Annotated in this window: 19 protein-coding genes; 9 read left to right on the top strand and 10 right to left on the bottom strand. The window is 66.3% G+C overall.

Translation table 11 applies throughout. From position 1 onward, the window contains the following. On the top strand, positions 1–1,008 hold a 1,008-nt coding region (locus tag ARC23_RS02550), incomplete at its 5' end, for an MFS transporter (RefSeq protein WP_057495788.1). Here the strand turns inward: ARC23_RS02550 and ARC23_RS02555 are convergent. Together ARC23_RS02555 and ARC23_RS02560 are read right to left on the bottom strand one after the other, a co-directional pair. Continuing rightward, entirely contained in the window at positions 989–1,450 is a 462-nt protein-coding gene (locus ARC23_RS02555) for a bacteriohemerythrin (RefSeq protein WP_057495789.1), read from the bottom strand. The genes ARC23_RS02550 and ARC23_RS02555 overlap by 20 nt on opposite strands. 85 nt (positions 1,451–1,535) lie before the next feature. After that, positions 1,536–2,879, bottom strand: coding sequence for a diguanylate cyclase (locus ARC23_RS02560; protein ID WP_057495790.1), 1,344 nt, complete (start codon positions 2,877–2,879; stop codon positions 1,536–1,538). A gap of 124 nt (positions 2,880–3,003) precedes the next feature. Between ARC23_RS02560 and ARC23_RS02565 the strand changes: the two genes are divergently transcribed. Next, positions 3,004–3,468, top strand: coding sequence for a hypothetical protein (locus tag ARC23_RS02565; RefSeq protein ID WP_238985174.1), 465 nt, complete (start codon positions 3,004–3,006; stop codon positions 3,466–3,468). A 112-nt stretch (positions 3,469–3,580) separates the two neighbouring features. Here ARC23_RS02565 and ARC23_RS02570 read toward each other — a convergent pair whose 3' ends face one another. Continuing rightward, positions 3,581–5,191 (bottom strand): MASE1 domain-containing protein, encoded by a 1,611-nt coding sequence (locus tag ARC23_RS02570; protein WP_238985175.1) that lies wholly within the window; start codon positions 5,189–5,191, stop codon positions 3,581–3,583. Between the two features lie 213 nt (positions 5,192–5,404). Then, on the bottom strand, positions 5,405–6,682 hold the full coding sequence (locus ARC23_RS02575; RefSeq protein WP_057495792.1) for an NAD(P)/FAD-dependent oxidoreductase: 1,278 nt from the start codon (positions 6,680–6,682) through the stop codon (positions 5,405–5,407). Between the two features lie 160 nt (positions 6,683–6,842). On the opposite strand from ARC23_RS02575, the gene ARC23_RS02580 reads away from it, so the two are divergent. From ARC23_RS02580 to ARC23_RS02610, 7 genes are all read left to right on the top strand, one after another. Then, the gene (locus tag ARC23_RS02580) at positions 6,843–7,604 is read left to right on the top strand and encodes a gamma-glutamyl-gamma-aminobutyrate hydrolase family protein (protein ID WP_057495793.1); all 762 of its coding nucleotides are present in this window, start codon (positions 6,843–6,845) and stop codon (positions 7,602–7,604) included. Further along, positions 7,601–8,998 (top strand): glutamine synthetase family protein, encoded by a 1,398-nt coding sequence (locus ARC23_RS02585; RefSeq protein ID WP_057495794.1) that lies wholly within the window; start codon positions 7,601–7,603, stop codon positions 8,996–8,998. Before ARC23_RS02580 ends, ARC23_RS02585 begins: the two co-directional genes overlap by 4 nt. Before the next feature lie 91 nt (positions 8,999–9,089). Then, entirely contained in the window at positions 9,090–10,199 is a 1,110-nt protein-coding gene (locus tag ARC23_RS02590; protein WP_057495795.1) for a polyamine ABC transporter substrate-binding protein, read from the top strand. A gap of 173 nt (positions 10,200–10,372) precedes the next feature. Further along, the gene (locus ARC23_RS02595; protein WP_057495796.1) at positions 10,373–11,509 is read left to right on the top strand and encodes an ABC transporter ATP-binding protein; all 1,137 of its coding nucleotides are present in this window, start codon (positions 10,373–10,375) and stop codon (positions 11,507–11,509) included. Next, entirely contained in the window at positions 11,506–12,438 is a 933-nt protein-coding gene (locus ARC23_RS02600; protein WP_057495797.1) for an ABC transporter permease subunit, read from the top strand. The genes ARC23_RS02595 and ARC23_RS02600 overlap by 4 nt, the downstream gene beginning before the upstream one ends. Further along, a complete protein-coding gene (locus ARC23_RS02605) occupies positions 12,435–13,277 on the top strand; it encodes an ABC transporter permease subunit (protein ID WP_057495798.1) in 843 nt (280 codons plus the stop codon). Before ARC23_RS02600 ends, ARC23_RS02605 begins: the two co-directional genes overlap by 4 nt. Before the next feature lie 66 nt (positions 13,278–13,343). Beyond that, positions 13,344–14,708: an NAD-dependent succinate-semialdehyde dehydrogenase gene (locus tag ARC23_RS02610; protein ID WP_057495799.1), complete on the top strand. Its 1,365-nt coding sequence runs from the start codon at positions 13,344–13,346 to the stop codon at positions 14,706–14,708. Positions 14,709–14,759: 51 nt separating this feature from the next. On the opposite strand, the gene ARC23_RS02615 is transcribed toward ARC23_RS02610, so the two are convergent. From ARC23_RS02615 to ARC23_RS02640, 6 genes are all read right to left on the bottom strand, one after another. Beyond that, positions 14,760–15,782 carry a magnesium and cobalt transport protein CorA gene (locus tag ARC23_RS02615; protein WP_057495800.1) on the bottom strand — a complete coding sequence of 341 codons (1,023 nt, stop codon included), beginning with the start codon at positions 15,780–15,782 and terminating at the stop codon, positions 14,760–14,762. Positions 15,783–15,788: 6 nt separating this feature from the next. Beyond that, complete coding sequence (locus tag ARC23_RS02620) at positions 15,789–17,042, bottom strand: lipoprotein N-acyltransferase Lnb domain-containing protein (RefSeq protein WP_057495801.1); 1,254 nt, start codon at positions 17,040–17,042, stop codon at positions 15,789–15,791. Beyond that, entirely contained in the window at positions 17,039–17,920 is an 882-nt protein-coding gene (locus ARC23_RS02625) for an HlyC/CorC family transporter (protein ID WP_057495802.1), read from the bottom strand. The genes ARC23_RS02620 and ARC23_RS02625 overlap by 4 nt, the downstream gene beginning before the upstream one ends. Before the next feature lie 64 nt (positions 17,921–17,984). After that, positions 17,985–18,554 (bottom strand): hypothetical protein, encoded by a 570-nt coding sequence (locus ARC23_RS02630; RefSeq protein ID WP_057495803.1) that lies wholly within the window; start codon positions 18,552–18,554, stop codon positions 17,985–17,987. Between the two features lie 80 nt (positions 18,555–18,634). Next, the gene (gene ybeY / locus ARC23_RS02635; RefSeq protein ID WP_057495804.1) at positions 18,635–19,120 is read right to left on the bottom strand and encodes an rRNA maturation RNase YbeY; all 486 of its coding nucleotides are present in this window, start codon (positions 19,118–19,120) and stop codon (positions 18,635–18,637) included. Continuing rightward, the gene (locus ARC23_RS02640; RefSeq protein WP_057495805.1) at positions 19,117–20,103 is read right to left on the bottom strand and encodes a PhoH family protein; all 987 of its coding nucleotides are present in this window, start codon (positions 20,101–20,103) and stop codon (positions 19,117–19,119) included. Before ARC23_RS02640 ends, ybeY begins: the two co-directional genes overlap by 4 nt. Positions 20,104–20,412: the final 309 nt, after the last annotated feature.

Here is a 20,412-nt window from a genome sequence, read left to right on the forward strand (position 1 = left end):
GGCCTGTCCACGGTGCTGATCGGCCTGCTGCCCACCCACGCGCAGATCGGCCTGTGGGCGCCGGCGCTGCTGGCGCTGTGCCGCTTCGGGCAGGGTCTGGGCCTGGGCGGCGAATGGGGCGGGGCGGTGCTGCTGGCCACCGAGAACGCGCCGCCGGGCAAGCGTGCGTGGTACGGCATGTTCCCGCAGCTGGGCGCGCCGATCGGTTTCCTGCTGTCGGCCGGCATCTTCCTGGTGCTCGGTCGCTGCCTGAGCCAGGCCGACTTCCTGCAGTGGGGCTGGCGCATTCCGTTCGTGGCCAGCGCGCTGCTGGTCGGCCTTGGCCTGTGGGTGCGCCTGAACATCCACGAGACCCCCGACTTCAAGCAGGCACTGCAACGCAAGGCGCCGGTGCGGCTGCCGATGTGGACGGTGCTGCGCGATCATCCGGTGCCGATGCTGCTGGGCACGCTGGGCGCGTTCGCCACGTTCGTGCTGTTCTACCTGATGACGGTGTTCAGTCTCGGCCATGGCACCGCCGTGCTCGGCTACAGCCGCGAGCAGTTCCTGCTGATGCAGATGGCCGGCATGCTGTTCTTCGCGCTGGGCATCCCGCTGTCGGCGCGCTATGGCGACCGCTGGGGCACGCGCCGCACGATGATCGTCGCCAGCGTGCTGATCGTCGGCTTCGGCGTGCTGTTCGCGCCGCTGTTCCAGCCGCACAGTCCGTGGCTGGTCACCGCCTTCCTGTGCTTGGGGTTGTTCCTGATGGGCCTGACCTACGGCCCCTGCGGAACCTTCCTGGCCGAGATCTACCCGGTGGAAGTGCGCTATACCGGTGCCTCGCTGTCATTCAACCTGGCCGGCATCCTCGGTGCAGCGCCCGCCCCGTACCTGGCCACCTGGCTGGCCGAACGTTTCGGCCTGGTGGCGGTCGGCTACTACCTGTGCCTGACTGCGGTGGCGACCCTGTGCGCGCTGGTGGCCCTGCATCGGCGCGCGCTGCGGCTCAGCCAAAGAAGCGCTTGAGCGTGCGGCCGAGCCAGCCACCGCCCTGGTGCTCGCGGGCGAACTGGTTCAGGTGCGCCTTGACCTGCTCGGCGTAGGCCTGGTCATCGCCACGGATGTGGTTGAACAGCCAGCGCGAGAGCATGGTACGCAGCTCGTCGCTGATGTCTTCGCCGGCCTGGAAGCGCAGCCGGTACTCGGCCACGCGCTTGATGAAGACTTCATGCACGCGCTTGTGCGCGGCACAGAACGGATAGCCCGCTTCCTCCATCAGCTCTTCCTCGAACGCGAAGTGCGACATGGTGTAGTCGACCACTTCATCGATCACGTCGCCTACCGCCGTACGCTGCAGGCTGGCCTGGGCCACATGCAGATGGTTGAGCATTTCGATGATGCGGCGGTGTTGCTGATCGATCACATCGATACCGATGTTCAGATCGTCCTGCCAGACCAGTAGTGCCATCCCCGGCGCCCCTTCTTGCGTATGTCGGGGCCGACTGTAGAGCCGCCAACCGCAGGCAGCGTTGATCTGGATCAAGGCGCGGCCATCAGGACAGCGCAGGCTCGCGCGGGCGCAGCGGGCTGGCCACCGTCGTGCAGCTGACCCGGTTGCGGCCGCCGGCCTTGGCCAGGTACAGCTGGCGGTCGGCTTCGGAGATCAGCCGGTGCAGCGCGTCGCGTTGCGGGCGCAGGCAGCACAGGCCGATGCTGACGGTCATGCGCAGGCTGGCCGCGCCGATGTCCACGTCCAGTGCGGCGATGCGCTGGCGCAGTTCCTCGAAGTACAGCAGCGCCTCGTCCTGCTCCATGTCCGGCACCAGCAGGCAGAATTCCTCGCCGCCGAAGCGCGCGATCAGGTCCTGGCTGCGCGCATGTGCGGCCACTGCGCCGGCCACTGCGCGCAACGCATCGTCGCCAGCCTCGTGGCCGTAGGTATCGTTGATGTGCTTGAAGTGATCGATGTCGATCATCGCCACCGCCACGCACTGGCCGTGCAGCTGCAGCTGGGGCAGCTGGCGCTGGCTCTGCTCCAGGAAGCAGCGGCGGTTGGGCAGGCCGGTGAGGAAATCACGGGTGGCCAGATCCTGCAGGGTGCCGATCAGTTCCAGCTGATCCACGTTCTGCGAGACACGGCAGAAGAATTCCTCGCGCGAGAACGGCTTGCGCAGGAAGTCGTTGGCGCCGTTCTTCAGGAAGCGCGGGATCAGCGAGGCGTCGGCGTTGCCGGAAATGCCGATCACCGCGACCTTGTCGCGTGAGCGCAGGGTGCGCAGCCGGCGGGTGAACTCCACGCCCTGCATGCCGGGCATTTCCTGATCGACCACCGCCAGGCGGATCGCAGGATGCGCCTCGATCGCGGCCAGGCCCTCGTTGCCGTCAGCGGCCTCGTGCACCTCGTGGCCGTACATGCGCAGCAGTGCGGCGGCATAGCCGCGCGCGGACGGCGAGTCGTCCACCACCAGCGCGGCGATGCGGCGGTTGCGTTCCAGCCGCTGCACCAGCCAGACCAGGTAGTCGATGCTGCCGGGGGTGTTCTTCAGGACGTAGTCGATGATCTGCTGCTGCAGCACGCGCTTGCGCAGGTCCTCGTCATAGACGCTGCTGACCACCACGGTCGGCAGGCCGCGCTTGAGGAAGAACTCCACCACCGTGTCGCGGTCGCCGTCGGCCAGCACCAGTCCCGTCAGCACCAGGAACCAGCCGCCGCCTTCGCTGAGCAGGCGATCGGCCTCGGCCAGGGTGGAAGCGATCACCACCGGCAGTTCCAGGCGCTGCTCGATGGCTTCGCGCAGCATGCTGGTGAATGCACGGGAGTTTTCGACCAGCAGGATCCGCTGCGGCAGCGGATCGGCCAGGTCGCCATCGACGGCGGCCTGCGGCAGCACGGGCATGATGCGGTGGCTCACGAGGGAGGGGCTCGGCACGGATAGCGGCAGTTTCGGGCGTAACTTTAGGACGAAAACGTCCGTGCTCGTCATTTGGCCCATTGCTCAGATGGGAAGCGGTTAGTATCAGGTGGAGGTTCTCGACTTCAACTTCGACCTGGAGGTCACTGTGCGATTTTCATGTTTTGGTGCGGCCACTGGATTTCTGATGCTTGCCGCTGCCCCGGCAATCGCGGGCGGTCCCTCGGATTTTCATGGAAAGCCATTGGCTACGGCTGGGTTGGGGCAGGCCAGTCCGGCTGCAGTCAATCTCAGTCAGGATCCCAGCTGGCAGCTGTATGGATTCCAGCGTGACGGCATCACCTATCTGCAGGTGAACGACCTCCTCGGAAACGTGCAGCTGATCATCGGTAACGCAGGTGGGGCCTACTGGGTGCTGCCGGCAGGCAGCAATGTGGCCAGGGTTTCGCTGCCCCAGCAGAAGATTCAGATACCGGCAGGCGCCAGCCGCTCGCAGATCTACAGCGGCAGCGATTTTTCGCTGGTGCGTTATCGTAGTGGCGGCGAAGTCATCTGGTCGGTTGAAACACCGTAGAGACGTAGAAGTGGGCAGCGGTGTCGGGATGTCCTGCGCCGCTGCGCTTGCCGCGATGAACGCGGGTAGGGGGCGGTTATGGTAAGGCCGGCCCCTTGGCTCACACTGGTCATCAGATCTGAGTCTGCGAGTTTCCCTGCCCGGAGGTCGTCACGTGATCCATAGCGTTGAACGATGCAATGCCGATGGCGGCGGAGTCACCCGTTTCCACCATCGCCATCCGTATCCGATTCCGATGGCACTGCACTGTCCCGCCATAGGCAATCGTCCGGCCAGCCAAGCGCTCGACCGTGGCGGTGACAGTGGACGGCGACAGGCTGCGGTATGAATCCAGTAGTGCGACCGTCATCAGGATGCCGCGGCGTCCTCCTCTCCTGCCGCAACGCACGCGGATGCTGATCTGGCCGGATTCACTGTTGATCAACAGCGAAACGGCATCGGTGAGGGCGCGATAGGCGGCCAGCTGCAGGCCGACACTGAGCTGACAGGGATCGCCGAGCAATCGAGGACGCATCACGCGATGACTCAGGTCCCAGGTTTCGCGTACGCCGCCGGCCTGTAGGGCGACGTAAAGCCCAAGATGTTCCAATGCTGCGGGGTAGACCATGCTGGTTTGTTCGCGGAACTGTCGCGAATGGACAGAAGCCATATGCAGGAGACTGTTCGCTATCGTGGGGTGGCCCTGCGCATTGAGCCAATTCACCACCTCGCTGAGCGAGGTGTCGATGCCGTCCCCCAGCTTCCTCAGGTGCCGCGCGCGCTCACGGAGATCAAGCTCGCTTGCGACCAGTGAATTGCGCGCGTGCTTGAGCGCATCTCTTTCACCCACTTCGCCCAATCGCGAACGGTGGTAGTAGTGGGTGATGCGCGACCCTAACACCAGCAGTGCAGCGCCGGTGACAGCCATGATCTGCTGGGTCGCGAACGCAGCTGGATCGAACGCACCTGTATAGGGGCTTGGGGTGGTCAGGCCAATGATCAAGTTGAGGGACGGCACTCCGATCGCCGCACCTCGCCAGCCATACAGACAAGTGAGCACGACGACTGGCAGCGCCATCAGCAGCTGCATCGATGTCTTGGCGTTTGCTTCGTCCAGGGGCAGTTGTGCGGCATACAGGCCAATCATCGCCATCAGCGTCAGGGCAGCGATTGCAGGCGGGGCGAAACCTGATGTCCAACGGGCGTTGCCAGTACGGCGTGTCCACAGCAACGCAAGCGGTGCAAGGGTCAGTATTCCGATGAAGTCGCCAACGACCAGGCGCGCGATGCTGGCAAGCACCGGCATCTCCGGCGGTGTCGGCCACAGAAGGTGTGCCAACATCAGATTGAGCGCCGTGACCACCAGCGCCGAAGCCGCCGCGACTGAAATCAGCCACGCATTCTTCGTGGTCACCATCATTTTCCGGTGCAGATGCACGATCAGCATCACTGCAGGCATCAGCAGTGCCGAACCAAGCACTATCCAGGCCAGTCCATACTTCTCGATCATTGGCACGCGCATCTGCGCAAAGTAGGCGTATTCGCCCAGCAGCAGGTACGGCCACCATCGAGGGGGGAACAACAGCACCGCAGCCACGCGGACGCCGGCGGGCAGATAGAACTGGTCGAGCGACAACTGGCGAGACGCCCAGCATGCGATGGCGTACAACAGCGCAAGGACCAGCCCCGCCGGGCGGATACGCAACTTCAACTGCAGGCCTTCATTCCACCAGCTCAATCGCACTTCTCCCTCTAGTACGTTCCCTGTCAGTATCCATTCGCCGCGGGACCCGGTTCTGAGGGACGGTATCGGCATGAAATAGATAATGCAATTGCCGATGCGATCTACCGATCAAATGAGAATTCCGTCACGCCCTTCTGAAGGAGTGCTCTTCACATGCCGTGGAGGACCAAAAACTGCCAGTACTTCGGAATCTCTCCGTGTCAGCTCACTGTTTCACCACAACGCATCCCGCAGCTTGTACCACGACATCGCCGCCACCAGCAGCGGCGTGCGCAGCAGCCGGCCGCCGGGGAAGGGCGCATGGCGCAGGCGCTGGAACACGTCCAGGCGCTCGCTCTGGCCGGCGATGGCGGCCGCGATGACCTCCCCGGCCAGCCCGGCGGCGGCCACCCCATGACCGGAGAAGCCCTGCGCGAAGTACAGATTGCCGTCCAGCCGGCCCCAATGCGGGGCGCGGTTGCGGGTGATGTCCACGTAGCCGCCCCAGACCTGGCCCAGGCCCACGTCGGCCAGCTGTGGGAACACCTGGTGCATGCGCCGCTGCATCACCCTGCGCAGACCGGGCGGTGGCAGCGCCGAATAACTGGCACGGCCACCGAACAGCAGCCGGTGGTCGTGGCTGAGGCGGAAGTAGTCCAGTGCCCAGGCGGTGTCGGCTACCGCCATGTTGTTGCCGATCAGCGCCTGGGCACGCTCGGCCCCGATCGGCTCACTGGCGCCGATATAGGTGCCGACCGGCATGATCCGCCGTTCCAGCTCCGGTAGCAGGCCCTGCAGCCAGGCGTTGCCGGCCACCACCAGATGTGCGGCGCGCACGCTGCCCTGCGCGGTGTGCAGGGAAGGCTGCGGCCCACGCTGCACGCGGGTTACCGCCGAATGCTCGTGGATCACCACGCCGGCCGCGCGCGCCGCATCGGCCAGACCGCGCGCATAGGCCAGCGGGTGCAGGTGCGCGCTGAGCGGATCGAACATCGCGGCGCGGTAGCGCGGACTGTCCAGCTGCGCGCGCAGGGCATCACGCTCCCACCACTGCATGGGGTAGTCGTAATGGCGTTGCAGGTGCTCGCAGCTGGCCCGCAGGTCGCGCTCATGGCGCTCGCGGATGGCGACGCTGGCGTGGCCCTCCACCCAGTGGCAGTCGATACCGTGGCGATCGATGCGGGCGCGCATCGCCTGCACCGCGTCGCGCGACCAGTCGAACAGGTGGCGCGCATCTTCACGGCCGAGCTGGCGCTCCAGTTCGTCCACCTCGCAGCCATAGCCGACCAGCGCCTGGCCACCATTGCGGCCGGACGCGCCCCAGCCGATCCGCTGCGCTTCCAGCAGCACCACGCGCTGGCCACGCGCGGCCAGTTCCAGGGCTGCGGTCAGGCCGGTGTAACCGGCGCCCAGCACAGCCACATCGGCCTGCACGTCGTCGCGCAGTGCGGGCAGTGCGGGCGGCTCGGGCAGGCTGGCGGCGTACCAGCTCGGTGGGAAGGCAGCGCTCACCGGGCTCCTCGCGGAGAGGGAGGAAGCGGAGCGGGCGGGGCAGGGCGATCAGCGTTCACCTGGTCAGTTTCGCCGATGCGCGACGGCCCCGGTGTGACGGCGACGTCTTGTCGCCGTCGCACGCCGGCGGGTAACGTGTCCGCACGCCAAGGAGCTTTCCATGCGCCGCCTGCCCTGGGTGGGCCTGCCCACCGACAGCACCGTGCTCGGCCACCACCGTTTCGAGGTGGCCGGCGAGAAGTACGTTCGCGCGCTGGCCGAGGCGGCCGAGGTGACCCCGGTGGTGTTGCCCAGCCTGCAGCCACCGCTGCCGGCCGGTAACTGGCTGCAGGGGCTCAATGGCCTGCTGCTGACCGGCGCGGCCAGCAATATCGAACCGCAGCACTACGAAGGTGGCCGCAGCTGGCCAGGCAATCCACATGACCCGGCCCGCGATGCCAATGCCTTTGCGTTGCTGCACGAGGCACTGGCGCTGGACCTGCCGGTGCTGGCGATCTGCCGCGGCTTCCAGGAGTTGAACGTCGCGCTGGGCGGCAGTCTGCATCCGCAGGTGCACGCGGTGCCTGGCCTGGCCGACCATCGCGAAGATCCGCAGGCGCCGGTGGAGGTGCAGTATGGGCCGGCGCACGCGGTCACGCTGGCCGCCGATGGCTGGCTGGCGCAGTGGCACGGCAGTGGCCGCGCGCAGGTCAATTCGGTACACGGGCAGGGTGTCGCCCGCCTGGCGCAGGGGCTGCAGGTCGAGGCCGTGGCCGACGATGGCCTGATCGAGGCGGCACGCAGCCTGCACCATCGGTTCGTGCTCGGCGTACAGTGGCATCCTGAGTGGCGCGTCATGCAGGCGCCGTTCTATCACGCTATTTTCCGTGCATTCGGCCAAGCTTGCCGGCAGCACCAACAGGACCGACTGGATTCCCGATGAGTTCCCGAACGCGCCCGCGCAAGACGGCCACGCCCCCCGCACCGCAGGAAAGCAGCCTGCTGCGCTGGCTGAAGGAACGGCGCATCACCGAGGTCGAATGCCTGGTGCCGGACATCACCGGCAACGCGCGCGGCAAGATCATTCCGGCCGACAAGTTCTCGCATGACTATGGAACACGGTTGCCGGAGGGCATTTTCGCCACCACCGTCACCGGCGAATTCCCCGATGACTATTACGAGCTGACCTCGCCGTCGGACTCGGACATGATGCTGCGCCCCGACCCGGACACCGTGCGCATGGTGCCGTGGGCAGCCGACGCCACCGCGCAGGTCATCCATGACTGCTACACCAAGACGGGCGAGCCGCATGAACTGGCGCCGCGCAACGTGCTGCGCCGCGTGCTGGCAGCCTACGCCGAGCTTGGCCTGCGCCCGGTGGTGGCGCCCGAGCTGGAATTCTTCCTGGTGCAGAAGAACACCGACCCGGACTTCCCGCTGCTGCCGCCGGCCGGCCGCTCCGGCCGCCCGGAAACGGCGCGGCAGTCGTACTCGATCGATGCGGTCAACGAGTTCGACCCGATCCTCGACCTGATGTACGACTACGCCGACGCGATGAAGCTGGATGTGGATACGCTGATCCACGAATCCGGCGCGGCGCAGCTGGAGGTCAACTTCACCCATGCCGACGCGATGGACCTGGCCGACCAGGTGTTCCTGTTCAAGCGCACCATGCGCGAGGCGGCGATGCGCCATGGTGTGTATGCCACCTTCCTGGCCAAGCCGATGGAGAACGAGCCGGGCAGCGCGATGCACATCCACCAGAGCCTGGTGCGGGTGAGTGACGGCAGCAACGTGTTCGCCGGCGATACCGATGCCGAAGGCGAGTTCAGCCCGGTGTTCGGGCACTATCTGGGCGGCCTGCAGAAGTACGCTCCGCAGGCGATGGCGTTCTTCGCGCCGAACGTGAATTCCTACCGCCGGCTGGTGTTCGGCGAAGTCTCGCCCAGCAACGTGCACTGGGGTTTCGACAACCGCACCTGCGGCCTGCGCGTGCCGCTGGATACGCCGGAAAACATGCGTGTGGAGAGCCGTTTCGCCGGGTCCGACGCCAACCCGTACCTGGCGATGGCCGCGACCCTGGCCTGCGGCCTGCTCGGTATCCGTGAACGGCTTGCCCCGGACGCGCCGGTGACCGGCAGTGCCAAGGAGCTGGGCTACAACCTGCCGCGCTCGCTGGGCGAGGCGCTGGATGGGCTGGAGCAGTGCGGCGAGCTGCAGGCCTTGCTGGGCGAGCGCTTCTGCCGGGCCTACATCTCGGTCAAGCGCAAGGAATATGAGACCTTTTTCCGCGTCATCAGCTCGTGGGAGCGCGAGTTCCTGCTGCTGAACGTCTGAGCATCCGGAATAGAAAAATCCGCCGCCGGGGGGTAGGCTGGCACCCGTCGCCGGCCCCGCCGGCCCCCCTTCCCGCATTCTGGAGCATCCGATGAAGCTGCGTATCCTCACGCTCGGCCTGGCCTCCGCCATGCTCGCCGCCTGTGGCGGTGGCAACGGCGGCGCGCAGGACAGCCAGGTCCTGAACGTCTACAACTACAGCGATTACATCGCCGAGGACACCATTCCGACCTTCGAGAAGGAGAGCGGCATCAAGGTGACCTACGATGTGTTTGACAGTGATGAGATGGTCGAGACCAAGCTGCTGGCCGGCAACAGCGGCTACGACGTGGTGGTACCGACCCTGAACTTCTTCGGTCGCCAGATCCAGGCCGGCGTGTTCCTGCCGCTGGACAAGAGCAAGATCCCGAACCTGGCCAACCTCGATCCGTCGGTGATGAAGCGCATCGCCACCCAGGATCCGGGCAACCAGTACGGCGTGCCGTACATGATCGGCACCACCGGCATCGGCTACAACGTGGACATGCTGAAGCAGCGCTTCGGTGGCAGCACCGACATCGCCAACAGCTGGGACCTGGTGTTCAAGCCGGAGAACATCAGCAAGATGAAGGACTGCGGCGTGACCATCCTGGACACGCCGGCGGACATGATCCCGATCGCGCTGCATTACCTGGGCCTGGACCCGCACAGCGGCGACCCGGCCGATCTGCAGAAGGCGGCCGACCTGCTCAAGTCGATCCGCCCGTACGTGCAGAATTTCCATTCCTCGCAATACGTCGGCTCGCTGGCCAACGGCGGTACCTGCCTGGTGGTGGGCTGGTCGGGTGACATCATCCAGGCCCGCGACCGCGCCGAGGAAGCCAGCAATGGCGTGCACGTGGCCTATTCGATCCCGAAGGAAGGTGCGCCGCAGTGGTTCGACATGCTGGCGATCCCGAAGGATGCCAAGCACCCGGAAGCCGCCTACAAGTTCATCAACTACCTGCTGCAGCCGAAGGTCGCCGCGGCCAACACCAACTTCATCCACTACGCCAACCCGGTGCCGACCGCCACCCCGCTGGTGGACGAGGCGATCCGTACCGATCCGACCATCTATCCGCCGGCCGACGTGGCCGAGAAGATGTTCACCTACTCGATCAATACGCCAGAGACCGACAAGCTCTACACCCGCCTGTGGACCGAGGTGAAGACCGGCAGATAAGCCGGTCCGGCGGCGCCGGGTCATGCCTGGCGCCCGCTCTCCGGGAGGGAGGCGGGCCTTGCCCGGCGAAGGCAGGGGCCGCCCGGCCCCGCCCGCCAGTTGCCGTCATATCCCCTGCGCGCCCCGGCCGGTAGAATGGCGGCCGCTGTCCACCGCCCGCTCCCGGAGCCCCCATGCCCGTTGAAGCCCAGCCGGTAGCCACCGTCGTCGACACGACCGGTGCGCCCGGCTATCTCTCCATTCGCGACCTGCGCAAGGAATTCGACGGTTTCGTCGCCGTCGACGACGTCAATCTGGACGTGCGCAAGGGCGAGATCTTTGCCCTGCTCGGTGGCTCCGGCAGCGGTAAATCGACCCTGCTGCGCTGCCTGGGCGGCTTCGAGACGCCCACCAGGGGCAGCATCACCCTCGATGGCCAACGCCTGGATGCGCTGCCGCCGTACCAGCGGCCGGTCAACATGATGTTCCAGTCCTATGCCCTGTTCCCGCACATGACGGTGGAGCAGAACATCGCCTTCGGGCTGAAGCAGGATGGCCTGGGCAAGGACGCGATCAGCAAGCGCGTTGGCGAGATGCTGGAGCTGGTGCAGATGGGTCATCTGGGCAAGCGCAAGCCGCACCAGCTTTCCGGTGGCCAGCAGCAGCGCGTGGCGCTGGCGCGGTCGCTGGCCAAGGGGCCGAAACTGCTGCTGCTGGATGAGCCGATGGGCGCACTGGACAAGAAGCTGCGCTCGCAGATGCAGCTGGAACTGGTCAGCATCATCGAGTCGTCGGGCGTGACCTGCGTGATGGTCACCCACGACCAGGAAGAAGCGATGACCATGGCCACCCGCATCGCCGTGATGGATGCCGGCTGGATCCAGCAGGTCGGCAAGCCGGACGAGGTCTATGAGCAGCCGGCCAACCGCTTCGTGGCCGAGTTCATCGGTTCGGTCAACCTGTTTGACGGGGTGATCGACGAGGACCTGCCCGAGTACGTGACCGTGCGCTCGCCGCTGTTCCCGGCGCCGATCTACATCGCCCATGGCATCACCTGTTACGAAGGGCAGCCGGTCGCATTCGCGCTGCGCCCGGAGAAGGTGATGATCGGCAAGGACGAGCCGGAAGGGCACACCAACAAGGCGCAGGGCGTGATCGAGGACATCGCCTACTTCGGCAGCCACTCGGTCTACCACGTGCGCCTGCCCAGCGGCGCCAAGGTGCTGGCCAACTTCGCCAACTCGCAGCGTTGGGCCAGTGACGGCCTCACCTGGGGCGACGAGGTGTGGGTGCACTGGCGCGACAACGATGGCGTGGTGCTGACCTCATGAGCACGGCCGGCCTGAAGCGCTGGCTGCCGGGGCTGCGTGCCACGGTGATCGGCATTCCGTACCTGTGGCTGCTGCTGTTCTTCGCAGTGCCGTTCCTGATCGTGCTGATGATCAGCTTCTCGCTCAGCCGGGTTGGCTCGCCGCCGTACACCTGGCTGCTGCAGTATGCCGACGGCGGTTTCTCGCTGAAGCTGAACCTGGAAAACTACCTGGCGCTGTTCCGCGATTCGATCTACGCGCAGGCGTTCCTGAGCTCGATCAGGATCGCGGCGATCTCCACGTTCCTGACCCTGCTGATCGGTTACCCGATGGCCTATGCCATTGCCCGGCTGTCACCGGCTGCGCGCAACGTGGCGATGATGCTGGTGGTGCTGCCGTCGTGGACCTCGTTCCTGATCCGCGTGTATGCGTGGAAGGCGATCCTGGACCGCAACGGCCTGCTCGACCAGTTCCTGCAGTTCACCGGCCTGCAGACGCTGATGACGTCGATGGGCCTGCCCAAGCTGCAGCTGATCGATACCCCGACCGCCGCCTACATCGGCATCGTCTACTGCTACCTGCCGTTCATGGTGCTGCCGCTGTACGCCAATCTGGTCAAGCATGACCACCGTCTACTCGAAGCAGCCTACGACCTCGGCGCCAAGCCGTGGCAGGCGTTCCTGCGCATCACGTTGCCTTTGTCCAGGGCCGGCATCATCGCCGGCTGCATGCTGGTGATGATCCCGGCGGTGGGTGAGTTCGTGATCCCGGAAATGCTCGGTGGTTCGGAGACGCTGATGGTCGGCCGCCAGCTGTGGAACGAGTTCTTCAACAACCGCAACTGGCCGGGCGCTTCGGCGATGGCGGTGGCGATGATCCTGTTGCTGCTGGTGCCGATCCTGCTGTTCAACCGTTCCCAGCAGCGCCTGCTGGAAGGGAAGCAGGCATGAGCCCGCGTACCGCCAAGGGCCTGGGTCTGGGCGTGCTGCTGCTCGGCTTCGCCTTCCTGTACCTGCCGATCCTGCTGTTGATGTTCTATTCGTTCAACAGCTCGCGGCTGGCGATGGTCTGGGCCGGGTTCTCCACCCGCGCCTACAGTGACCTGTTCGCCGACCGCGCGTTGATGGATGCGATGTGGACCAGCCTGGTGGTCGCGTTCTGGACCGCCTGTACCGCCACCGTGCTGGGCACGCTGGCGGCGATGGTGATGACCCGCTTCAAGCGTTTCCGTGGCAAGCCGATGTTCGGTGCGCTGGTCACTGCACCGCTGGTGATGCCGGATGTGATCCTGGGCTTCTCACTGATGGCGCTGCTGGCCTCGATGGGCGCGATCCCCGGCTTCCCGGCGCGCGGCCTGGCCACCATCTGGATCGCGCACGTCACCTTCACCCTGTGCTTCGTCACCGTGGTGGTGTCTTCGCGCCTGCAGGAAATGGACCTGTCGCTGGAAGAAGCGGCGATGGACCTGGGCGCGAGCCGGCTCACCGTGTTCGGCCGCATCACCTTGCCGATCATCGCCCCGGCGCTGGTGGCGGGCTGGCTGCTGGCCTTCACCCTGTCGCTGGATGACGTGGTGGTGGCCAGCTTCGTGGCCACGCCGGGCTCGACCACGCTGCCAATGAAGGTGTTTGCTTCGGTGCGGATGGGCATCAGCCCGAAGATCAACGCGCTGGCCACGCTGCTGGTGTCGGCGGTGTCGATTGCCGCGGTGATCGGCTGGTACATCAATGCGCGTGCGGAGAAGCGCCGCCAGCGCGACCTGCAGCTGGCGCGGCAGGACAACGGCTGACGCCGCTGCAACACCCGGCTCACGGCCGGCGGCGCACAATGGGGGTCACTTTGATGGAGATCCCCCATGACCGTCGAGATCATCGACCCGGCCAACGGCCAGGTGACCTACCGCCATGAACTGATGGGCGCTGCCGATATCGAGCAGCGCCTGCAGGCCGCCACCGAGGCGTTCCCTGGCTGGGCTGCACGTTCGTTGCAGGAGCGCGGGGTGATCCTGCGCCAGATCGCCGAACAGCTGCGCACGCGCCGCGACGACCTGCAGCAGGCGATGACCCACGAGATGGGCAAGCTCAAGGCCGAGGCGCTGGCCGAGGTCGACAAGTGCGCGGCGGCCTGCGAGTACTATGCCGACCATGCCGCCGACTATCTCAAGCCGCAGCTGATCGATACCGAGGCGCAACGCAGCTACGTGCGCTATGAGCCGATCGGCTGCGTGTTCGCGGTGATGCCGTGGAATTTCCCGGTCTGGCAGGTGTTCCGCTTCCTGGCGCCGGCGTTCATGGCCGGCAACGTGGCCCTGCTCAAGCACGCCAGCAACGTGCCGCAGTGTGCCGACCTGATCCTGGCGGTGTGCCGTGACGGTGGCCTGCCTGATGGCGTGTTCGACGTGCTGCACATCGACAACGACCAGGCCGCCGAGGTCCTGCGCGATGCACGGGTGAAGGCAGTGACGCTGACCGGCAGTGAGCGGGCAGGGCGCTCGATTGCCTCCAATGCCGGCAGCCAGTTGAAGAAATCGGTGATGGAACTCGGCGGCAGCGATGCCTTCGTGGTGCTCGACGATGCCGACCTCGACAGGACCGTCGTCGCCGCGGTGAAGTCGCGCTTCGACAACAGTGGCCAGACCTGCATCGCGGCCAAGCGTTTCATCGTGGTCGAGGCGGTGGCCGATGAATTCACCCGTCGCTTTGTCGAGGCGGCGGGCGAGCGCCAGTACGGCGATCCTGATGCGCGTGGCACCACGCTGGCACCGCTGGCCCGGGCTGACCTGCGCGAGGAACTGCACAAGCAGGTGCAGGCCAGCGTGGCCAAGGGCGCGCGCGTGCTGATCGGCGGCGAGCCCATTGCCGGTACGCATGCTGGCTATCCGGCCACCGTGCTCGACCAGGTCGGGCCGGGCATGCCGGCCTATGACGAGGAACTGTTCGGGCCGGTGGCGGCGATCATCCGGGTCAAGGACGAAGCCGAGGCCCTGCGCGTGGCCAATGACACCCGCTTCGGCCTGGGCGGCAGCGTGTGGACCGGCGATCCGGTGCGGGGTGAGCGCTTCGCCCAGCGCATGGAATGCGGCGCCGCATTCGTCAACGCCATCGTCAAGAGCGACGCGCGGCTTCCGTTCGGTGGCAGCAAGCAGTCCGGTTTCGGCCGCGAACTGGCCGAGCACGGCATCCATGAGTTCATGAACATCAAGACCGTCTACGTGGCTTGATGTGGTCGCCTGCGTAGAGCCGAGCCCATGCTCGACGCTACAAAATGCGGGTCACAACCACTTGGCCCGCTTGAACAACCGGTACAGGCCCACACAGACACCCCCCACGCCGACGATCATCAGCGGGTAGGCCCAGGGTTGGCTCAGCTCCGGCATGTGGCTGAAGTTCATGCCATACCAGCTGGTGATCAGCGTCGGCGCGGCCAGCAGCGCGGCCCATGCACCCAGCCGCTTCACCGTTTCACCCTGTGCCAGCGTCACCAGCGACAGGTTCACGCTCAGCGCTGTGCCCAGCATCTCGCGCAGGGTATCGATCACGTCGCTGATGCGCACCGCATGGTCGTGCACATCGCGTACGTACAGCTTTACCTCGTCCGGGATCAGATCGCCCTGGTAGCGCCGGATCTGCGCCAGCACATCCTGCAGCGGCGCCACCGCCATGCGCATCTTGTTCAGTTCGCGTTTGAGCTCATACAGCCGTACCACCGTGCTGCGCTTGTAGGTGTCGGCGAAAATGTCCTTTTCCAGCAGGTCCAGGGTGTCGCGGAAGCGGTGCACGATCGGCAGGTAGTTGTCGACGACGAAGTCGGTAACCGCGTACAGGCAGTACGACGGGCCCATCTTCAACAGCTGTGGCTCGCGCTCGACGCGCGCACGCACCGGCGCGTAGGACAGCGAGGCGCCATGGCGCACCGTCACCAGGAAGCGCGGGCCGAGGAAGGCGTGGGTTTCACCGTACTGGATGCGTTCGTCGACCATCTGCGCAGTGGTCACCACCACGAACAGCGAGTTGCCGTAGGTCTCGACCTTGGGCCGCTGGTGCGCGTTGCGCGCATCCTCGATGGCCAGGTCGTGCAGGCAGAATTCCTCCTGCAGCTTCAGCAGCACATCGTCGTTGGGGTCGTACAGGCCGACCCAGACGAAGCCGTTGCCACTGGCGATGACATCGCTGATGGCGTCCAGGCTGATGTCGTGGCGTTTGCCTTCGTCATCGTAATGGACGCAGTTGATGACGCAGGTCGGGTTGGCCGAAGCGGGGGCCGAAGCAGTGGCGGGCAATGACATGCCCGCCATCGTGCGTCAGTGCCGTGTTTCGGACAAGTGAGGGCGGCGCCCCAGCACCCAGGCCAACGCCACATGGATCGGCAGCAGCAGCACGATCCACTGCACGTTGACCTGTGCCTGCAGGCTCAGCCAGTGCAGCACCAGCGCGGCCACGGCCTGCACCGCCAGCAGCCACAGCACGATCCTGAACATGCGGCCCGGCACGCGCCGGCGCAGCAGGGCGATGGCACCGGGCAGCAGCAGCACGGCCAGCGGCGAAAGCAGCAGCAGGTTGCGGTTGGCCCAGGCAGCGTAGTGGATGCTGAAGCCCCACAGGAACACCAGCAGGCCGCCGGCAACGGTACAGAACAGCCAGAACGGCAGCGCCAGCCCGGCCAGCAGGCGTGGACGCCGGCGCAGCGCCAGCGCACCGGCGGCGGCGGCCAGGCCCAGCAGCAGCCAGGGCCACCCGCGACGCGCGGTCTCCTTCGGTTCCGGATCGATGCGGTGCGGCAGCAGCTCCTGCTCGGACTGCACCAGCGGCCGGCCATCGCTGTTGCGCGCCTGGCGCAGTGCATCGGCCAGCCGCATCGGCACGAACGCTTCCTGCCAGCGTGACAGCGGCTGGTCGGCGAACGGTCCCAGGCCGAGATCGAAGCCCAGCCACATCCACGGTGCCGGCGAAGCCAGGCGCACCGACTCGCTGCGGTAGGTGTTGCCGCGCGAACGCCCTGCCAGCTGCGACTTCAGGCCGCCGCCCAGCGCCTTGTCCAGGGTGTCGCGCACCATCGTGGCGCAGTTGGCGGTGTAGTAGTCGTAGTGGTAGCGCGCGTTTTCCGGCTTCGCGCGCTCGGCCAGATCGGCGGCCATCGCCCGCGCCTGGTCCGGGCGCAGGTCCAGCCACTGCACGCTGGCGCCGCGGCCGGTCTCGTCGTAGTACGACAGATCCTGCTGCAACGGCAGCGCAACCAGGTAATACATCATCTCGCCACGCACGAAGCGGCCGATGAAATCGTCCTCGGACGGATCGAAGTAGCCGAAGTTGTAGGAGGTCGCCTCGCCACTGACCGGATCGAGCACGACGATGGCGTCGTGGCCGAAGCGCTCGAAGAACACCGTACCCGGCTGCATGGTCACCACGCCGATGCGCGGGGCGGGGGCTTCAGTACCAGCAGGCGCCGCAGTGGCCGGCGGGGCTGCCGCCGGCTGCGCGAAGGCGGCCAGCGGCAGGGCCATGGCCAGCACGCACAGTGCCAGCCAGAGGGTCACGATCAGGCCGCGGCGCTTCAAGCGTCGTCCTGCGCGTCCGGCGGCAGCACGGTCACGTGGAAGGCCTGCACCCGGCGCGCATCGGCACGGGCGACGCGGAACATGAAGCGGTCCAGCGCCAGCTCGTCGCCGACTTCCGGCAGATGGCCCACGGCCTCGGTAACCAGGCCACCGATGGTGTCGTAATCCTCGTCGGAGAACGTCGCGCCGAATCGTTCGTTGAAGTCGCCAATCGGGGTCAGCGCATCGACCACGTACTGGCCGTCGGACTGGATGGCGATCTGCGCCGACGGATCCTCGGCCTCGTCATGCTCGTCATCGATCTCGCCGACGATCTGTTCCAGCACGTCCTCGATGGTGACCAGGCCGGCGACACCGCCGTACTCGTCGACCACGATGGCCATGTGGTTGCGTGACAGGCGGAACTCCTTCAGCAGCACGTTGAGCTTCTTCGCCTCCGGGATCAGCACCGCCGGGCGCAGCAGCTCGCGCACGTTGGCCGGCCCGTTGTCGGCCACCACGCCGCGCAGCAGGTCCTTGGCCAGCAGGATGCCAAGGATGTCGTCCTTGTTCTCGCCGTGCACCGGGAAGCGCGAATGGCCGGATTCGACCACCTGCTTCATCAGTTCCAGGAACGGCGCCTCCACCGGCAGCGAGACCATCTGCGAGCGCGAGATCATCACGTCGCCCACGGTCAGCTCGGCCACCGAAATGGCGCCTTCCATCATCTTCAGGGTATCGGCGGCGATCAGGCCCTCTTCCTGCGCGGTGTGCAGGACAGCGACCAGCTCGTCGCGGGTATGGGGTTCGCCGGAGAAGGCCGAGGTCAGGCGTTCAAGCCAGCCGCGCTTCTTTTCACTGGGCTCCGCGGGGGAGCTGCTACTGTCGTCTTCTGACATCTCTGGAAAAAGGGCACCCGGCAAGCCGGGCGTTGGGCCCAGTCTAGCAGGATGTGGCGCCCTGTCAGTGACCGTCGCTGCCCGGGCCGGTGATCGGCGGTGGCGCCAGCGCAGGGCGGGCTGGCGCCTCTTCCTCCGGCAGGTCCAGGCTGTAGGTACAGCCGGCCAGGGTTTTGCCCGGGTGGGAGGCCACCGTGGAGACACTGAGGATGATCGATTCGATCCGGGCCTCACCACTGTCCGCGTCGGTCACGTCGCGGCTGACCAGTTCGCGCCCGGCCATGAACTTGCCGTCCTGGTCGTAACCGGTCTCCAGCGCCAGCCGCCTGGCCAGCGGCCGCGGGTCGGCCTGGTCGAGGATGGCCATGATGCTGGAACCGGCCACGGCCACATGCTCGGTGCGTTCCCCGAACACGCTGATCGGCTGCGCCAGCCGGTATTCGCTCATGAACTGGTTGCCCTGCGGCAGCGGCTGCAGGCCCTGGGCCACGGCCTTGAGCGGGTCGGCCAGCAGCGGCGCCAGTGCGGCCTGGTCGGCCACACCCTGGCGGCATTCGATCAGGGCCGGCAGGTCAAGCGCAGAGGCGGGGGCGGACACGGCAAGCAACAGGGGCAGGGCAATACGCAGCGGCACGACGAGGCTTCCTTTGTAGAGCCGAGCCCGTGCTCGGCTGCATTTCACCCGGGTTTGCAGAGGGCGCCGTGAAGGCGCGTTCAGCGCTCGCCGGCGTAAGGGTCGGCAATGCCGAGCTCGGCGAGGATCTCGCGCTCCAGCTGTTCCATCGCCTCGGCTTCCTTGTCGTCCTCGTGGTCCCAGCCCAGCAGGTGCAGCACGCCGTGCACCGTCAGGTGCGCATAGTGGGCACTGAGCGCCTTGCCCTGTTCGTCGGCCTCGCGGGCCACCACCGGCGCACAGATCACCAGATCGCCCAGCAGCGGGAACTTCACGCCCTTGGGCAGGCCTTCGGGCACTTCGGCCGGGAAGCTGAGCACGTTGGTGGCGTAGTCCTTGCCGCGGTAGTGGCGGTTCAACGACTGTCCTTCCTTGGCATCGACCACGCGGATGGCCAGGTCGGCCTCGCGGATGCGGCCCTTCAGCGCGGCCGCCACCCACTTGCGGAAACTCACCGCCGCCGGCAGGCCGGCACGGGGCAGGGCGTAACTGACGGCGACATCCAGTCGCACGGGACCACGGGTCATGGAGTCGCTCCAGGTTGGATCTGATGCAGGTCGCGGCGATCGTAGGCGCTGACGATGCGCGCCACCAGCGGGTGGCGGACCACATCGCGCGATTCGAAGAAGGTGAAGCTGACGCCGTCGACCTCGCGCAACACGTCGATGGCGTCGCGCAGGCCCGACCTCACATGCTTGGGCAGGTCGGTCTGGGTCAGGTCACCGGTCACCACCGCAGTGGAGCCGAAGCCGAGGCGGGTCAGGAACATCTTCATCTGCTCGATGGTGGTGTTCTGTGCCTCGTCCAGGATCACGAATGCATCGTTGAGCGTGCGGCCGCGCATGTACGCCAGCGGCGCGATCTCGATGACGTTCCGCTCCAGCAGCTTGACCACCTTCTCCACGCCCATCATCTCGTACAGCGCGTCATACAGCGGACGCAGATAGGGGTCCACCTTCTGGCTCAGGTCGCCGGGCAGGAAGCCCAGCTTCTCGCCGGCCTCCACCGCCGGGCGCACCAGGATCAGGCGCTGCACCCGTGATTCGTTCAGCGCTTCCACCGCACTCGCTACGGCCAGGAAGGTCTTGCCGGTACCGGCCGGGCCGATGCCGAAGTTGATGTCATGGGTGGCGATCTGGTGCAGGTAGCGGCCCTGGTTGGCGCCACGGCCGCGCACCGTACCGCGCTTGACCTTGATCGCCACGTCCTGTGCCTCATAGGAGCGCTCGGCGATCTGCTCAAGATTGGCCTGCGCCAGGCGCAGGTGGATGGCGTGGTTGTCGAAGGTGGTCTCAGCGGTCTCGGCGTACAGGGCCTCGATCAGCTTCTGTGCCTCGGCGATGGCGTCCTTCGGGCCGCTGATGCGGAACACGAAGCCGCGATTGGCGATTTCCACGCCCAGTTTCAGTTCGACCTGTCGCAGATGGCCGTCGAATGGGCCACACAGGTTGGCCAGCCGCTCGTTGTCTTCCGGCGACAGGGTGAAGTCTCGATGCTCGATGCTTTTCATTGATCGGGGTGGGGCGGAAGCCTTCCACCACAGTGTCTTCAAGGGGAAACAAGGGTAGCGCGCGGGTGCGCGGACGGCCAGCACAGGCGCGCGCGGGAGTTCTCCACACCGGGTGTGGACGGTACCTGCGCAAACCTGTGGATAGACCTCGCCAATGCTTGTGCCACAAGCTGTATGAGCCGGTGGTGAAAAAAACGTCACGACGGTCGGCCGCTGGGGCGCCGGAAACTTGACGCCCCCCCGCGTGGGTACGAGTATCGGCCCGAGCCCCAAAGGAAACAGGGTCTTCCACCCGGTCCTGCGCTGCGC

The sequence above is a fragment of the Stenotrophomonas beteli genome, assembly GCF_001431665.1.
Taxonomy (GTDB): Bacteria; Pseudomonadota; Gammaproteobacteria; order Xanthomonadales; family Xanthomonadaceae; genus Stenotrophomonas; species Stenotrophomonas beteli.

Coding starts and splice junctions, on each gene's coding strand:
- ARC23_RS02590 (WP_057495795.1), top strand. CDS start 9,090: ATGAAGCTGCGTATCCTCACGCTCGGCCTGGCCTCCGCCATGCTCGCC.
- ARC23_RS02595 (WP_057495796.1), top strand. CDS start 10,373: ATGCCCGTTGAAGCCCAGCCGGTAGCCACCGTCGTCGACACGACCGGT.
- ybeY (WP_057495804.1), bottom strand. CDS start 19,120: ATGACCCGTGGTCCCGTGCGACTGGATGTCGCCGTCAGTTACGCCCTG.
- ARC23_RS02640 (WP_057495805.1), bottom strand. CDS start 20,103: ATGAAAAGCATCGAGCATCGAGACTTCACCCTGTCGCCGGAAGACAAC.
- ARC23_RS02605 (WP_057495798.1), top strand. CDS start 12,435: ATGAGCCCGCGTACCGCCAAGGGCCTGGGTCTGGGCGTGCTGCTGCTC.
- ARC23_RS02580 (WP_057495793.1), top strand. CDS start 6,843: ATGCGCCGCCTGCCCTGGGTGGGCCTGCCCACCGACAGCACCGTGCTC.
- ARC23_RS02600 (WP_057495797.1), top strand. CDS start 11,506: ATGAGCACGGCCGGCCTGAAGCGCTGGCTGCCGGGGCTGCGTGCCACG.
- ARC23_RS02610 (WP_057495799.1), top strand. CDS start 13,344: ATGACCGTCGAGATCATCGACCCGGCCAACGGCCAGGTGACCTACCGC.
- ARC23_RS02585 (WP_057495794.1), top strand. CDS start 7,601: ATGAGTTCCCGAACGCGCCCGCGCAAGACGGCCACGCCCCCCGCACCG.
- ARC23_RS02625 (WP_057495802.1), bottom strand. CDS start 17,920: ATGTCAGAAGACGACAGTAGCAGCTCCCCCGCGGAGCCCAGTGAAAAG.
- ARC23_RS02555 (WP_057495789.1), bottom strand. CDS start 1,450: ATGGCACTACTGGTCTGGCAGGACGATCTGAACATCGGTATCGATGTG.
- ARC23_RS02615 (WP_057495800.1), bottom strand. CDS start 15,782: ATGGCGGGCATGTCATTGCCCGCCACTGCTTCGGCCCCCGCTTCGGCC.
- ARC23_RS02560 (WP_057495790.1), bottom strand. CDS start 2,879: ATGCCCGTGCTGCCGCAGGCCGCCGTCGATGGCGACCTGGCCGATCCG.